Annotated in this window: 10 protein-coding genes; 5 read left to right on the forward strand and 5 right to left on the reverse strand. The window is 72.2% G+C overall.

The window, feature by feature from the left end; all coding sequences use genetic code 11:
• Positions 1-87: 87 nt before the first annotated feature.
• On the reverse strand, positions 88-1,383 hold the full coding sequence (locus tag OTB16_RS04290) for a ferredoxin reductase family protein (RefSeq protein ID WP_267718503.1): 1,296 nt from the start codon (positions 1,381-1,383) through the stop codon (positions 88-90).
• Between the two features lie 157 nt (positions 1,384-1,540).
• Between OTB16_RS04290 and OTB16_RS04295 the strand changes: the two genes are divergently transcribed.
• From OTB16_RS04295 to nirD, 3 genes are read left to right on the forward strand one after another with little or no spacing between them, the layout of a single operon-like run.
• Positions 1,541-2,887 (forward strand): NAD(P)/FAD-dependent oxidoreductase, encoded by a 1,347-nt coding sequence (locus OTB16_RS04295; RefSeq protein ID WP_267718504.1) that lies wholly within the window; start codon positions 1,541-1,543, stop codon positions 2,885-2,887.
• A gap of 1 nt (position 2,888) precedes the next feature.
• A complete protein-coding gene (gene nirB, locus OTB16_RS04300) occupies positions 2,889-5,420 on the forward strand; it encodes a nitrite reductase large subunit NirB (protein WP_267718505.1) in 2,532 nt (843 codons plus the stop codon).
• Positions 5,417-5,749, forward strand: a complete 333-nt coding sequence (nirD, locus tag OTB16_RS04305) for a nitrite reductase small subunit NirD (protein ID WP_267718506.1) — start codon at positions 5,417-5,419, stop codon at positions 5,747-5,749. Before nirB ends, nirD begins: the two co-directional genes overlap by 4 nt.
• A 9-nt stretch (positions 5,750-5,758) precedes the next feature.
• Here nirD and OTB16_RS04310 read toward each other — a convergent pair whose 3' ends face one another.
• The gene (locus OTB16_RS04310) at positions 5,759-6,166 is read right to left on the reverse strand and encodes a VOC family protein (protein ID WP_267718507.1); all 408 of its coding nucleotides are present in this window, start codon (positions 6,164-6,166) and stop codon (positions 5,759-5,761) included.
• Between the two features lie 620 nt (positions 6,167-6,786).
• On the opposite strand from OTB16_RS04310, the gene OTB16_RS04315 reads away from it, so the two are divergent.
• On the forward strand, positions 6,787-7,947 hold the full coding sequence (locus tag OTB16_RS04315) for an alkaline phosphatase PhoX (RefSeq protein ID WP_267718508.1): 1,161 nt from the start codon (positions 6,787-6,789) through the stop codon (positions 7,945-7,947).
• A 57-nt stretch (positions 7,948-8,004) separates the two neighbouring features.
• On the opposite strand, the gene OTB16_RS04320 is transcribed toward OTB16_RS04315, so the two are convergent.
• The 3 genes from OTB16_RS04320 to dusB form a co-directional block, all read right to left on the reverse strand.
• The gene (locus OTB16_RS04320) at positions 8,005-9,018 is read right to left on the reverse strand and encodes an ArsR/SmtB family transcription factor (RefSeq protein ID WP_267718509.1); all 1,014 of its coding nucleotides are present in this window, start codon (positions 9,016-9,018) and stop codon (positions 8,005-8,007) included.
• Between the two features lie 385 nt (positions 9,019-9,403).
• On the reverse strand, positions 9,404-12,112 hold the full coding sequence (ppdK, locus tag OTB16_RS04325) for a pyruvate, phosphate dikinase (RefSeq protein ID WP_267718510.1): 2,709 nt from the start codon (positions 12,110-12,112) through the stop codon (positions 9,404-9,406).
• Between the two features lie 374 nt (positions 12,113-12,486).
• Positions 12,487-13,647, reverse strand: coding sequence for a tRNA dihydrouridine synthase DusB (gene dusB / locus OTB16_RS04330; protein ID WP_267718793.1), 1,161 nt, complete (start codon positions 13,645-13,647; stop codon positions 12,487-12,489).
• A gap of 34 nt (positions 13,648-13,681) precedes the next feature.
• On the opposite strand from dusB, the gene OTB16_RS04335 reads away from it, so the two are divergent.
• A complete protein-coding gene (locus tag OTB16_RS04335; protein WP_267718511.1) occupies positions 13,682-15,118 on the forward strand; it encodes an MFS transporter in 1,437 nt (478 codons plus the stop codon).
• The last annotated feature ends 67 nt before the right edge of the window (positions 15,119-15,185 follow it).

A 15,185-nucleotide genomic window follows, 5' to 3' on the forward strand; every position in this document is an offset into this window, starting at 1 on the left:
CGGGAGCGGGGGGACCCACGCCATCGGAAGGCTCGGCAGGACGGCAGGACGGCAGGCGGGAGGCGGCAGGACGGCAGGCGACCGGGCTCAGAAGGCGAAGCACTCGGAGTGGATGTGGCCGGCCGGCACCCCGGCCCGCAGCAGTGCGGCCCGCGCCGCCCCGGCCATCCCCGGCGGCCCGCACAGGTACACGTCGTGCGCGGCGAGGTCCGGAACCAGCGCGGCCAGCGCCTGCGGGGCGAGCGGATCGTAGGCGGCGCCGGACGGCCCCAGCAGGTAGTGCAGCCCGGCCTGCCGCTCGGCGGCGATGGCCTCCAGCTCGGCACGCAGGACCAGGTGCTCCTCAGCCCCGGCCCGGTAGAGCAGGGTGAGGTCCCCGGGGCCGCCGGGCAGGGTCTCGAACAGGGCCCGGATCGGGGTGATGCCGACCCCGCCCGCGATCAGCAGCACCTTGGCCCGGGTCCGCCGGGCGGCGGTGAGCGCCCCGAACGGCCCGGTGGCCAGGACCCGCGTCCCGGGACGCAGCCTGCGGATGCGGCGGGAGTGGCCGCCGAGCCCCTTGACGGTGATCCGGAGGGTGTCGTCGCGGACCGGCGCGGACAGCGAGAACGGCAGCGCGGTGTGCCAGAGCCTGCGCCGGAGGAACCGCCAGCGCAGGAACTGCCCCGGCTCGGCGCGCAGTTCGGCGAGGTGCTCCCCGGACACGGTGACGGAGACGACGCCCGGCCCCTCGACCCGTACCTCGGCGACCCGCAGCGCGTGCCGCAGGGCCTGCCGTACGGGGACCACGGCGCGGTACCAGACCAGCAGGACGGCGACGGCGGTGTGGGCGAGGGCCCAGAACCAGGCGACCGGGGCGACGTCGGGTCCGGCGAGCTGGTGGCCGAACCCGAGGGCGGCGGCGAGGTAGACCAGGAGGTGCACCCCGCGCCAGGTCTCGTGCGACACCCGGCGGCGCACCGCCCGGGCGGAGGTCACGCCGACCGCGGCCAGGAGGACGGTCCCGGCCGCGGCGGCGGCGAGCGCGGGGTAGCCGAGCAGGTCCCGGACGGCGGACACCACGTCGACCCCCTCGTGCACGGCGTAGCCGAGCAGGGCGAAGAGCCCGTGCCCGAAGCAGAGGAGCAGGACGTGCTTGCCGCCGGCGGCGTGCCAGCGGGCCAGCCGGTCGGCGCCGACGCCGTGCTCGACGGCCGGTACCCGGGCCATGAGGAACAGCAGCACCAGCACCCCGTACCCGGCGAGCAGACCGGTCAGGTGGGCGGCCGTGGCGAACAGCGCGTCGGGCCGGGCCGACGGGCGCACCTGCGCCGCCCAGAGCGCGGTCACGACCCCCGCCCCGCCCAGCATCCCGCCCCTGACCAGCACCACCGCATCTCGCATACGGGTCACGCTAAGCGCCCGGACGGGCACGCAGATGATCCTTAAGGCGGCCTTGAGGGAGGCCTCACCGACCCTTAACCCCTGCGCTGAGGCGGGCGTTCCGTCCGGGTAACAACGGCGATGCGGCGGGGAAACAGCGCCCCCGCACGCTCGTGGCATGACCTCGGAGCAGCGTGTGGTGGTGATCGGCGGCGGCCTGGCGGGCCTGCGGCTGGCGCAGCGGATGAGCGGCCCGGACGCGGCGGTGACCGTGCTGGGCGAGGAGACGCACGTCCCGTACAACCGGGTGCTGCTCGCCGAGGTCCTCGCGGGCCGGTACGCGCCGGAGGTGACGGCCCTGCCCGCACCCGGCCCGGCGCTGCGGCGGGGCGTCCGGGCGGTCCGGATCGACCGTGCGGAGCGGGCGGTGCACTGCGACGACGGGAGCGTGGAGCGGTACGACACCCTGGTGCTGGCCACGGGTTCGAACCCGGTGCTGCCACCGCTGCGTGGGCTGTTCGTGCCGGACGGGCGGGAACTCCCCGAGGGGGTGCACCCGTTCCGCACGATGGACGACTGCCTGGCCCTGTCGGCGGCCGTCGGACCGGGCGTGCGCGCGGTGGTCATCGGCGGCGGCCTGCTGGGCGTCTCGGCGGCCCGGGCGCTGGCGGCGCGGGGCGCGCAGGTGGTCCTGGCCCAGCAGGCGGAGCGGCTGATGGAGCGCCAGCTCGACGCGGCCGCCTCGGCGCTGCTCCACGCCCACCTGACCGCGCTGGGCGTGGAGATCCACACGGAGTGCCGGGTGCGCGGCCTGAGTACGACCGGCCCGCCGGGCGGTTCCCGCCGGGTCACCGGGGCCGAACTCGCCGACGGCTACCGGCTGGAGGCCGACCTCGTCGTGCTGGCCTGCGGGGTGCGCCCCCGTACGGGTCTGGCCGTGGCCGCCGGCCTCGACGTCCGCACGGGCGTCGTCGTCGACGACCGGCTCCGCACCAGCGACCCCCGCGTCCACGCCATCGGCGACTGCGCCGAGCACGCCGGCCGGGTGTACGGCCTGGCGGGCGCGGCCCTGGAGCAGGCCGACGCACTGGCCGCGATCCTCACCGGCCGGACCCCGCACGGGGCTCCGGACGCCGCGCCCGCTGCCGGGGTCACCGCCGCCCCGGAGACCGCCGCTCACGCCGGCGCGGGAGCCGCCCCGGACGCCCGCCCCGGCGGGGCGGCCCCGTACACCGGCACCCGGGCCCTCACCCGGCTCACGCTCGGCGGAGCCGGCCACCGCACGCTCGACCTCGCCGCCTTCGGTGAGACCACCCCGCTCCCCGGCGACGACGTGGTCCGCCTCGCGGACGCCACCCGCCGGACCTACCGGCAGGTCGTCGTCCGCGGCGACCGCCTCGTCGGCGGGGTCCTGCTCGGCGAGCTCTCCAGCGTGGGCGCCCTCGCCCGCGGCTGGGAGGGCGGCGAGCCCCTGCACGACCCCGCCGACCTGTTCCGCCTGCTCACCGACGACGGAGGCCACTGACATGACCGAGCCCCTGCCCACCCTCGTGCTCATCGGGCACGGCATGGTCGGCCAGCGCTACCTCGAAGCCCTGGCCGAGCGGGGCGCCACCGCGACCCACCGGGTCACCGTGCTCTGCGAGGAGCCCCGGCCGGCCTACGACCGGGTGCACCTCACCTCGTACTTCTCCGGCAGCACCCCCGAGGACCTGTCCATGACGCCGTCCGGCTTCATGGAGGAGCACGGCATCGCCCTGCACCTCGACGACCCCGCCGAATCCGTCGACCGGGAGGCCCGCACCGTCACCTCCCGCTCCGGCCGCGTCTTCCCGTACGACGTCCTGGTCCTGGCGACCGGCAGCCACCCCTTCGTGCCGCCGGTCCCCGGCAAGGACGCACCGGGCTGCTTCGTCTACCGCACCATCGAGGACCTCCTCGCCATCGAGGAGTACGCCAAGACCCGCACCCACGGCGCGGTCGTCGGCGGCGGACTCCTCGGGCTGGAGGCGGCCGGCGCCCTTCAGGGCCTCGGACTCACCGCCCGGATCGTCGAGTTCGCCCCGCGCCTGATGCCCGTCCAAATCGACGAGGGCGGCGGCGCGGCCCTGCTGCGCACCATCGAGGCCATGGGCCTCACCGTCCACACCGGCGTGGGCACCCAGGAGGTGCTGACCGGCGAGGACGGCAGCGTCAGCGGGATGCTGCTCTCCGACGGCTCCCGCGTCGACACCGAGCTCGTCGTCTTCTCCGCGGGCGTCCGCCCCCGCGACCAGCTGGCCCGCTCCGCGGGGCTGGACGTGGGCGAGCGCGGCGGCATCGCCGTCGATGCCCGCTGCCGCACCTCCGATCCGCGCGTGTACGCCATCGGCGAGTGCGCGCTCGCCGTCGACGGCCGGGTGTACGGCCTGGTCGCCCCCGGCTACGAGATGGCCGAGACCGCCGCCGACGACCTGCTGGGCCGCGAGAAGGAGTTCACCGGAGCCGACCTCTCCACCAAGCTCAAGCTCCTCGGCGTCGACGTGGCCTCCTTCGGCGACGCCCACGGCGCCGCCCCCGGCAGCCTCGACGTGGTCTGGTCCGACTCCCGCTCGGGCGTCTACAAGAAGCTGGTCGTCTCCCCCGACGGGGTGCTGCTCGGCGGGGTCCTGGTCGGCGACGCCGACTCGTACGGGCTGCTGCGCCCGCTCACCGGCAGCGTGCCGCCCGTCGCCCCCGAGCAACTGGTCCTGCCCGCCGGCCTCGGCGCGCCCGTCGCGCTCGGCCCGTCCGCGCTCCCCGACCACGCGGTGATCTGCTCCTGCCACAACGTCACCAAGCGGGCCATCGCCGCCTGCGCCACCGTCCCCGAGGTCAAGAAGTGCACCAAGGCGGGCACCGGCTGCGGCAGCTGCCTCAAGGTGATCGGGCAGCTGCTGCCGCCGGCCGCCGACCCGGGCCTGTGCGGCTGCTTCCCGCACACCCGCACGGAGCTGTACGAGATCGTCCGCACCCGGCGGCTGACGTCGTACGCGGAGCTGCTGGACGGCCACGGCCGCCCGGAAGCCCGCGGCGGAGACGGCTGCGAGGTGTGCAAGCCCACCGTCGGCTCGATCATCGCCTCCCTCGCCCCGACCCTCGGGGCCAGCGGCTACGTCCTCGACGGGGAACAGGCGGCCCTCCAGGACACGAACGACCACTTCCTCGCCAACATCCAGCGCAACGGCTCCTATTCGGTCGTCCCGCGCATCCCCGGCGGCGAGATCACCCCGGACAGGCTGATCGTGATCGGCGAGGTGGCACGCGACTTCGGCCTCTACACGAAGATCACCGGCGGGCAGCGGATCGACCTCTTCGGCGCGAGCGTGGACCAGCTCCCGCTGATCTGGGCCCGGCTCGTCGACGCGGGCTTCGAGTCCGGGCACGCGTACGGGAAGGCCCTGCGGACGGTGAAGTCCTGCGTGGGGCAGACCTGGTGCCGGTACGGGGTTCAGGACAGCGTGCGCATGGCCATCGGCCTGGAACTGCGCTACCGGGGCCTGCGGGCACCGCACAAGCTGAAGTCGGCGGTCTCCGGCTGCGCCCGCGAGTGCGCGGAGGCGCAGAGCAAGGACTTCGGGGTGATCGCGACGGCGAGCGGCTGGAACCTCTACGTCGGCGGCAACGGCGGGGCCACCCCGCGCCACGCCGACCTGCTCGCCCAGGACCTGTCGGACGCCGAGCTGATCCGCCTCATCGACCGGTTCCTGATGTTCTACATCCGCACCGCCGACCGGCTGGAGCGGACCTCCACCTGGCTGGAACGGATGGAGGGCGGTCTGGAGCACCTGCGGGACGTGGTCGTGCACGACTCGCTCGGGCTGTGCGCGGAGCTGGAGTCCCTGATGGCCGACCACGTCGCGCACTACCGCGACGAGTGGGCCGAGACCCTGTCGGACCCGGAGCGGATGCGCCGTTTCGTGTCCTTCGTCAACGCGCCCGGGGCCCCCGACCCGACCGTGAAGTTCGTGCCCGAACGCGACCAGGTCAAGCCCGACCTGGCCGTCCTCACCCTTCAGCCGCTGGGAGGCACCCGATGACCGTCGAACTGGAGGTGGAGGAGGGGTGGCTGACGGTGTGCGAGCTGTCGGCGCTCGTCCCCGGCCGGGGCGTCGCGGCCCTGCTGCCCGACGGGAGCCAGGCCGCGGTGTTCCTCGACCGCGGGGGGCGCCCGTACGCCATCGGCAACCAGGACCCCTTCACCGGGGCGCACGTGCTGTCGCGGGGGCTGCTGGGGTGCGCGGCAGGGCGGCCGTTCGTGGCCTCGCCGCTGCTCAAGCAGCGCTTCGACCTGGAGTCGGGGCGCTGCCTGGACGACGAGGAGGTCGCGGTCCGGACCTACCGGGTGCGGACCGCCGCCACCTCGTGAGGGCGGTGCTCAGCCCTGGACCGCCGCCGGGTCCATCCACATGATCTCCCAGGTGTGTCCGTCGAGGTCGTCGAAAGCCCGGCCGTACATGAAGCCGAGGTCCTGGGCCGGGCGGGACTCGGTGCCCCCGGCGGCGACGGCCGCGTCGACGAGCGCGTCGACCGCGGCGCGGCTCTCGGAGCTGAGACAGAGCAGGACCTCGGAGGTCTTGGTGGCGTCCGCGATCTCCTTGTGGGTGAAGTCCTTGTAGCGGGCCTCGGTCAGGAGCATCGCCACGATCGTGTCGCTGATCACCATGGAGGCGCAGTTCTCGTCACTGAACTGGGCGTTGAAGCCGTAGCCGAGCTCGCCCCAGAAGGCCTTGCTGGCGTCCAGGTCCTTGACCGGCAGGTTGACGAAGATCATGGTGGCGGACATCTCGGTCCCTCTTCCCTCGGCTGCGCTCGCACCGTGCGGCGCGTTCGAGGGGTAGACCGGGGGGCGCCGGAAAACTCATCGCTCCCGGGAAAAATCCCGCGCGATTTCTTTGGCCGGGGACGAATCAGCAGGTCAGGAGGGTCCGGTCCCCGCGAGCACACCACCCGGACGGCTCAAGCGCGGCGTGCGGGGCGAAGGTCCCGCGGGAGGGGCCTCTGGAGGGGCCTCTGGAAGGCCCGCACGAGAGCCCGCAGGGCATCCCGTCGGCCATCGCGCGCCGTACGCGGGGTGAAACCCCGGGCGCCGGAATCGGCCGGAACCCGCCCCTCGGCGCGCCCGGCGGCGGAGGCCGGCGGGCGGGGTGTGCCTGGGCGTACGCACATCGAATCGTCCGCGGTCCGGCGCACGGCGCCGCCGGTGAGAAGCGGAAAACCTTCCGGAAAATGCCCTCCGGCACGCCGAAATCCCTTCAGGTGAAGGGCGCACGGCCATTGACCCCGAGCCGGTCGCTCGCGCGTCATGAGGAATTGACGTCACGTCAACTCAGCTCTTCTAGGTTCCTCGACGCGTGCGACCCCGCGTCCGACCGGACGCGGGGCCTTCCTCCCACAGGAGTGACCGTGGAACGTCGTACCTTTCTGCGCGGCGCAGTCATAGGCTCGTCCGCCGCCGCCTTCGGCGGCACCCTGATGCACGGGGCGGCCTACGCGGCCCCCGCCCAGCCGGGGGCCGGCCCGTACGGGGCGCTCGGCGCGGCCGACGCGAACGGCCTCCAGCTCCCCGCCGGCTTCAGCAGCCGGGTGATCGCCCGGTCCGGCCAGAACGTCGGCTCCACCACGTACAAGTGGCACAGCGCGCCCGACGGCGGTGCCTGTTTCGCGGACGGCACGGGCTGGATCTACGTGTCGAACTCGGAGATCAACCCGAGCGGCGGCGCCAGCGCGGTGAAGTTCGGCGCGACCGGCGCGATCACCGGCGCGTACCGGATCCTGTCGAACACCCGGCAGAACTGCGCGGGCGGCAAAACCCCCTGGAACACCTGGCTGTCCTGCGAGGAGGTCACCCGCGGCTACGTGTACGAGACCGACCCGTACGGGGTGAACGCGGCCGTCCAGCGCCCGGCGATGGGCCAGTTCAAGCACGAGGCGGCCGCCGCCGACCCGGTCCGCAAGGTGATCTACCTGACGGAGGACGAGTCGGACGGCTGCTTCTACCGCTTCGTCCCGACCACCTGGGGCAACCTCTCCGCCGGCACCCTCCAGGTCCTGAAGGCGTCCACGGCCACCTCCGGCTCGTTCACCTGGGCCAACGTCCCGGACCGCGACGGTTACCCGACCGCCACGCGCAGCCAGGTCTCGGGCGCGAAGAAGTTCAGCGGCGGCGAGGGCTGCCACTACGCCAACGACACCGTGTGGTTCACGACCAAGGGCGACAACCGGGTCTGGCAGCTGAACCTCGCCGCGAGCACCTACGAGCTGGCCTACGACGACTCCCTGGTCCCCGGCGGCGCGGCCCCGCTGACGGGCGTGGACAACGTCACCGGGTCCTCGTACGGGGACCTGTACGTCGCCGAGGACGGCGGCAACATGGAGGTCTGCGTGATCACCCCGGACGACGTGGTCGCCCCGTTCCTGCGGATCACGGGCCAGTCCTCCTCGGAGATCACCGGCCCGGCCTTCTCCCCCGACGGCACCCGGCTCTACTTCAGCAGCCAGCGCGGGACGAGCGGCAGCTCGTCGGGCGGCATCACGTACGAGGTCACCGGCCCCTTCCGCACGTGACCCAATCCCCTGGCCGTGCCCCCGGCCCCCGGACGCGCGTCCGGGGGCCGGGGGCGGTCACGACGCCACCGCCCCGCCCTTCAGCAGGGCCGCGCCGAGCGGGGTCACGGTGTGCAGCACCGCGTTCCCGTGCCGCAGGGTGGTGACCAGGCCCGCCTCCCGCATCACACAGGCGTGCTGGCTCGCAGAGGCCAGGGAGACCCCGGCCCGGCGGGCCAGCTCGCTCGTGGTGGCCCCGTCCCCTATGGCACGCAGCACCACCGAGCGGGTGTGCCCGACCAGCTTGCCCAGGGTGCGCTGGCGGCGCTCCTCCACGGGCCGGGCGGCCTCGCCCCCCGCGGGCGGCGCCGAGGCCAGCTGCGCCGCGGCCGGGTAGACCAGTACGGGCGGCTGCTCCGGGTCGTGCAGCGTCACCGCGGTGCGCCGGCAGAAGAACGACGGCTGGAGCAGCAGCCCGCGCCCGCGCAGCCGTACGTCCCGGTCCACCGGGTAGTCGCACTCCAGGACCGGGGCGTGCCAGCGCAGCATCGGCGGCAGCGAGGCCAGCAGCTCGTCCGCGCCCCCGTCGAGCAGGGCCCGGCCGCGCGCGGCCCGTTCGGCCTCGATCTGGGCCTGGATGTGCGTCCAGTACGGCTCCACGGCCGCGCGGTGGTAGCCGCGCAGCTCTCCCAGCAGCCTGGGCAGGTGCTTGGTGCCGCCGTCCATGAACTCCCGCAGCCGCGGCGCGACCGCCGAGCCGGGGGCCGTGCCCGCGCCCAGGAGCAGCACCTCGTGCCGCATCCGTTCGGGACGTATGCCGCGCAGCGCGTCGAGGCCCACGTCCCACCCGTACTGCCCCTCCACAGGGGTCAGGAAATCGGGAAAATAACCTCTGCTCGGTATAAGCATACCGAGCATGCGTGTTTCACTATTCAACCTGCTCCGGGTTTCCGTACGCCATTCACCGAAGAGCCGGGCATCGCGCCGGTCCCTTAGGCGGTGAAAGCTCAGAATCGTTTCCCACAACGCATCGGGACGACCTGCCATCCGTACGCGTGCCAGGTCCACTCCAGTGAAATGGATACGCAGCACCGAACCCCCACCTGTGCAACCGCAATCCCCCCGCCCCATGAGTATGCATGCCGTCACACGTGGTCACCACGCCCTTTCGGCCACAGTTGAAACCCCTTTCGGCGGAGGCGTGACAACCGAAATCCTGTACTCCGCCGGGCACACTCCGATGCGACCGAAACGCTCCGCGAAGGCCGTGGGGGGCTTTGCGGGGCCTGGCGGTCGGTCGCACCGGGAAGCGCCGACGTGCCCGGCAGAATGACAGCGGCGGTGGACGGGTGGGGATCCGTCCACCGCCTGCTGGCGTAAAGATTTGTTGAACACGAAAAAATAGACGCGCCCGCCTCCGGGTGTCAGGGAACCCGGGGGCAGGCGCGGTCTGTGGGGCCCCTTCACGGGGCGGGGGTCAGCGGCTGTCGCTGCCCTTCGATTCGGCGGCCGCACGACCGGCCTCCAGGCGCGCCACCGGAATCCGGAAGGGCGAGCAGGAGACGTAGTCCAGGCCCACCTCGTGGAAGAAGTGGACGGACTCCGGGTCGCCGCCGTGCTCGCCGCAGACGCCGAGCTTGAGGTCGGGGCGGGTGGCCCGGCCGGCCTGGACGGCGCTGCGGACCAGCGCGCCGACGCCGTCGCGGTCGATGGTCTCGAAGGGCGAGACCCCGAAGATGCCCTTCTCCAGGTACGCGGTGAAGAACGAGGCCTCGACGTCGTCGCGGGAGAAGCCCCAGACCGTCTGCGTCAGGTCGTTCGTGCCGAAGGAGAAGAACTGCGCGGCCTCGGCGATCTGTCCGGCCGTCAGGGCGGCGCGGGGCAGCTCGATCATCGTGCCGATGGTCAGCTTGAGGCTGGTGCCGGTCGCGGCCTCGACCTCGGCGATGACCTGGTCGGCCTCGTCGCGGACGATCTCCAGCTCCTGGACGGTGCCCACGAGCGGGACCATGATCTCGGCGCGCGGGTCGCCCTTGGCGTTCTTGCGCTCGGCCGCGGCCTCGGCGATCGCCCGTACCTGCATGGCGAACAGACCGGGGATGACCAGGCCGAGGCGGACACCGCGCAGACCCAGCATCGGGTTCTGCTCGTGCAGCTTGTGCACGGCCTGGAGCAGGCGCAGGTCGTTCTCGTTGGCGTCCTTGCGGGACTCGGCGAGGGCGACGCGCACCGACAGCTCGGTGATGTCGGGCAGGAACTCGTGCAGCGGCGGGTCGAGCAGGCGGACGGTGACGGGCAGTCCGTCCATCGCCTCGAACAGCTCGACGAAGTCCTTCTTCTGCAGCGGCAGCAGGGCGTCCAGAGCGCCCTCGCGCTCCTCGTCGGTGTCCGCGAGGATCAGGCGCTCGACCATCTCGCGGCGCTCGCCGAGGAACATGTGCTCGGTGCGGCACAGGCCGATGCCCTGGGCGCCGAAGCGGCGGGCGCGCAGCGCGTCCTCGGCGTTGTCGGCGTTGGCGCGCACGCGCAGCCGGCGGACGCGGTCCGCGTAGGCCATGATCCGGTGGACGGCGGCGACCAGCTCGTCGGCGTCGTCGGCGCCGGCGTGCATGCGGCCCTCGAAGTACTCCACGACCGGGGAGGGTACGACGGGTACCTCGCCGAGGTAGACCTTGCCGGTGGAGCCGTCGATGGAGACGACGTCGCCCTCTTCGATGACCGTCCCGCCGACCGTCATGCGGCGGCGCTTGGTGTCGACGTCGAGTTCCTCGGCGCCGCAGACGCAGGTCTTGCCCATGCCGCGGGCGACGACGGCGGCGTGCGAGGTCTTGCCGCCGCGCGAGGTCAGGATGCCCTCGGAGGCGATCATGCCGTCGAGGTCGTCGGGGTTGGTCTCGCGGCGGATCAGGATGACCTTCTCGCCGGAGCGGGACCACTTGACGGCCGTGTAGGAGTCGAAGACGGCCTTGCCGACCGCCGCGCCCGGGGAGGCGGCGATGCCGCGGCCCAGGAGCTGGGTCGTCGCGTCGGCGTCGAAGCGCGGGAACATCAGCTGGGCGAGCTGGGCGCCGTTGACGCGCTGGAGGGCCTCGGCCTCGTCGATCAGGCCCTGGTCGACGAGCTGCGTGGCGATGCGGAAGGCGGCGCCCGCGGTGCGCTTGCCGACGCGGGTCTGGAGCATCCAGAGCTGGCCGCGCTCGATCGTGAACTCGATGTCGCAGAGATCCTTGTAGTGGGTCTCCAGCGTCTCCATGATCGTCATGAGCTGGTCGTACGAGGCCTTGTCGATGCCCTCCAGGTCCGCGAGGGGGACGGTGTTGCGGATGCCCGCCACCACGTCCTCGCCCTGGGCGTTCTGGAGGTAGTCGCCGTAGACGCCCTGGTGGCCGCTGGCGGGGTCGCGGGTGAACGCGACGCCCGTGCCGGAGTCCGGGCCGAGGTTGCCGAAGACCATGGAACAGATGTTGACGGCGGTGCCCAGGTCGCCGGGGATGCGCTCCTGGCGGCGGTAGAGCTTGGCGCGGTCGGTGTTCCACGAGTTGAAGACCGCTTCGACGGCGAGGTCCATCTGGTCGCGGGCGTCCTGCGGGAACTCGCGGCCGGCCTCCTTCGCCACGATCTTCTTGAAGTGCTTGACCAGCTTCTTCAGGTCGGCGGCGTCGAGGTCGGTGTCGACGGTGACCTTCTTGGCGGCCTTGGCCTCTTCGAGGGCCTCCTCGAAGAGCTCGCCGCCGACGTCCATGACGGTCTTGCCGAACATCTGGATGAGGCGGCGGTAGGAGTCCCACGCGAAGCGCTCGTCACCGGACTGCGCGGCGAGGCCGGTGACGGACTCGTCGGAGAGGCCGATGTTGAGGACGGTGTCCATCATGCCGGGCATCGAGAACTTGGCGCCGGAGCGCACGGAGACCAGCAGCGGGTCGTCCGACTGGCCGAGCTTCTTGCCCATCTTCGCCTCGAGGGCTTCCAGGTGGGCGCTGACCTCGTCGCGCAGCGCGGCCGGGGCCGTACCGCTGTCGAGGTAGACCTTGCACGCCTCGGTGGTGATGGTGAAGCCGGGAGGGACCGGGAGGCCGAGGTTGGTCATCTCGGCGAGGTTGGCCCCCTTGCCGCCGAGAAGGTCCTTGAGGTCGCGGTTGCCCTCGGTGAAGTCGTAGACGAGCTTCTGATCTTTGTTTTCCGACACGGGTCTCGACTCCTCGAGGACTCGGTGGCTGCCCTGACGGCCAGGAACATACCCAGATCGAAGGCTTATGGGTACGTCCACTTGGCGGTCATGCGGCCGTAACCACCCATGCGCCAGGAGATCGAAAGTGACTCATCGGTAGCTAGAACCTCGAAGATCGTTCATTTCCCGAAGGCCGAAGTGCCCACTGAGGCTTGATTCTGCTCGGATGAGCGATCATCGATCCGTTTGCCTTCAAGTAGTGAACGCACAAAGGGTGGCACCCAGTGCCACCCTTTGAAAGTCTTATCCGCGATTCTTACGCTCATGTGAGCGCAAGCCCACCCATGCGTGGCGTATGTCACGCTCGCGAAGACACGTTTTGCCAGGCACTGTCAGCCTCCTGACGTGTCCAGTTCGGCTTCCTCGCCCACGCCCGCGCAGTCGTACGGATCCTTCAACCAGCCCTCGGGCAGGACAACCCGGTTGTTTCCGGACGTCCGGCCGCGCGGACCGTCCGCGCTCTCGGGCCACGGCTGGTCCAGGTCCAGCTCGCTCAGATGAGCGTCCAGCTCGGCCAGGGAGGAGGTCACCGCCAGCTTCTGGCGCATCTCGGAGCCCACCGCGAAGCCCTTCAAGTACCAGGCCACGTGCTTACGGAAGTCGATCACCCCGCGCGCCTCGTCACCGATCCACTGCCCGAGCAGCTCGGCGTGCCGGTGCATGGTCGCCGCGACCTCCCGCAGCATGGGCTTGTGGAAGTCCTCGGGACGCCCCTCGAAGGCCGCCACCAGGTCGTTGAACAGCCACGGGCGGCCCAGGCAGCCGCGCCCCACGACGACGCCATCACAACCGGTCTCGCGGACCATGCGCAGCGCGTCCTCGGCGCACCAGATGTCGCCGTTGCCGAGCACCGGGATCTCCGGCACGTGCTCCTTGAGCCGCGCTATGGCGTCCCAGTCGGCGGTACCGCCGTAGTGCTGGGCGGTGGTGCGCCCGTGCAGGGCGATGGCGGTGACCCCCTCCTCGACGGCGATCCGGCCGGCGTCGAGGTAGGTGAGGTGCTCGTCGTTGATGCCCTTGCGCATCTTCATGGTCACCGGCAGGTCTCCGGCGCCCGCGACGGCCTCGCGCAGGATCGCGCGCAGCAGGTGGCGCTTGTACGGGAGGGCCGAGCCACCGCCCTTGCGGGTGACCTTGGGCACCGGGCAGCCGAAGTTGAGGTCGATGTGGTCGGCGCGGTCCTCCTCGACGATCATCCGGACCGCCTTGCCGACCGTCGCGGGGTCGACCCCGTACAGCTGGATCGAGCGGGGCTTCTCGGCCTCGTCGAAGTGGATCAGCTGCATGGTCTTCTCGTTGCGCTCGACCAGGGCGCGGGTCGTGATCATCTCGCTCACGAACAGCCCCTTGCCGCCCGAGAACTCCCGGCAGAGGGTACGGAACGGGGCATTGGTGATACCGGCCATGGGTGCGAGCACCACCGGGGGCTGCACGGTGTGCGGGCCGATCGCGAGGGGCGGGGGAAGCGTGGTCATCCGCCCATTGTCCCGCATGCCGGGGCGGTGGGGCGGACGTACCATCGGCCGCATGATCGAGTCGAGTCCCCGGCAGCGCACGCTCGTCCTGGCGATCTGCTGCATGAGCCTGCTGATCGTCAGCCTCGACAACACCGTCCTGAACGTCGCGCTGCCCTCGATGCGCCGCGATCTGGACGCGTCGGTCGCGGGGCTGCAGTGGAGCATCGACTCCTACACCCTGGTCCTGGCCTCGCTGCTGATGCTCGCGGGCTCCACGGCCGACCGGATCGGGCGCCGCAAGGTGTTCGTCGCCGGGCTGGTGCTCTTCACCCTCGGCTCCCTGCTGTGTTCCCTCGCTCCCAGCCTCGACTGGCTCATCGTCTTCCGGATGGTCCAGGCGGTCGGCGGCGCGATGCTCAACCCGGTGGCGATGTCGATCATCACCAACACCTTCACCGAGCCCGCGGCCCGGGCGCGGGCCATCGGCGTGTGGGGCGCGGTCGCGGGCGTCTCCATGGCGGCCGGCCCGTTGATCGGCGGGGTGATGGTGGACTCCGTGGGCTGGCGCTCCATCTTCTGGCTCAACCTGCCGATCGGCGTGGCCGCCCTCGTACTGACGCTGCGCTACATCCCCGAGTCCCGGGCCGCCCGGCCGCGGCGCCCGGACCCGGTGGGCCAGGTACTGGTCATGGCGCTGCTCGGCAGCGTCACGTACGGGATCATCGAGGCGCCCGCCGTCGGCTGGGGCTCCCCGCTGATCGTGGGCTGCGGTGTGATCGCCGTCGCCTCGCTCGTGGGGCTGCTGGTGTACGAGCCGCGGCGGGAGGAGCCCCTGGTCGACCTCCGGTTCTTCCGGAGCGCACCGTTCAGCGGGGCGACCGTGATCGCGGTCAGCGCCTTCGCCGGGCTGTCCGGCTTCCTGTTCCTGAACACGCTCTACCTCCAGGACGTGCGCGGGCTCAGCGCCCTGGACGCGGGGCTGTACATGCTGCCGATGGCCACGCTGACCTTCCTGTTCGCCCCGCTCTCGGGCCGGCTGGTCGCGACCCGCGGTCCGCGGCTGCCGCTGCTGGTCGCGGGCGTGACGATGGCGGCGAGCGGCCTGCTCTTCGCGGTCTTCGAGGCGGAGACGTCCACCCCGCTGCTCTTCGCCGGGTACATGCTCTTCGGGCTGGGCTTCGGCATGGTCAACGCCCCGGTCACCAATACGGCGGTGTCCGGGATGCCGCGCTCCCAGGCGGGTGTCGCGGCGGCCATCGCGTCCACGAGCCGGCAGACCGGCGGCACCCTGGGCGTCGCCGTGGTGGGCTCGGTGCTGGCGTCCGGGATGGCGCACGGTTCGGACTTCGCCGAGGCGACCGGGCCGGCCTGGTGGATCATCACGGCCTGCGGCCTGATCGTCCTGGTGGTGGGGGCTGCCACGAGCGGCCCCTGGGCCCGCTCGACGGCGGCCCGTACGGCCCGCACCCTCGACCCCGCGGCCACCCCGGCCCCGGCGGACGCCTGACCGCTCTCGCGGTCGCGGCGGCGTGGGCTGACGGGCCGGGTCCGGCGGTCTGGGGGCCGGCGCGCTC

Source organism: Streptomyces antarcticus, from assembly GCF_026627255.1.
GTDB classification, from domain to species: domain Bacteria; phylum Actinomycetota; class Actinomycetes; order Streptomycetales; family Streptomycetaceae; genus Streptomyces; species Streptomyces antarcticus.

Bases quoted from the DNA above. Each gene is read 5' to 3' on its own strand.
- OTB16_RS04295 (WP_267718504.1), top strand. From the start codon at position 1,541: ATGACCTCGGAGCAGCGTGTGGTGGTGATCGGCGGCGGCCTGGCGGGC.
- dusB (WP_267718793.1), bottom strand. From the start codon at position 13,647: ATGCGGGACAATGGGCGGATGACCACGCTTCCCCCGCCCCTCGCGATC.
- OTB16_RS04310 (WP_267718507.1), bottom strand. From the start codon at position 6,166: ATGTCCGCCACCATGATCTTCGTCAACCTGCCGGTCAAGGACCTGGAC.
- OTB16_RS04335 (WP_267718511.1), top strand. From the start codon at position 13,682: ATGATCGAGTCGAGTCCCCGGCAGCGCACGCTCGTCCTGGCGATCTGC.
- OTB16_RS04290 (WP_267718503.1), bottom strand. From the start codon at position 1,383: ATGCGAGATGCGGTGGTGCTGGTCAGGGGCGGGATGCTGGGCGGGGCG.
- nirD (WP_267718506.1), top strand. From the start codon at position 5,417: ATGACCGTCGAACTGGAGGTGGAGGAGGGGTGGCTGACGGTGTGCGAG.
- nirB (WP_267718505.1), top strand. From the start codon at position 2,889: ATGACCGAGCCCCTGCCCACCCTCGTGCTCATCGGGCACGGCATGGTC.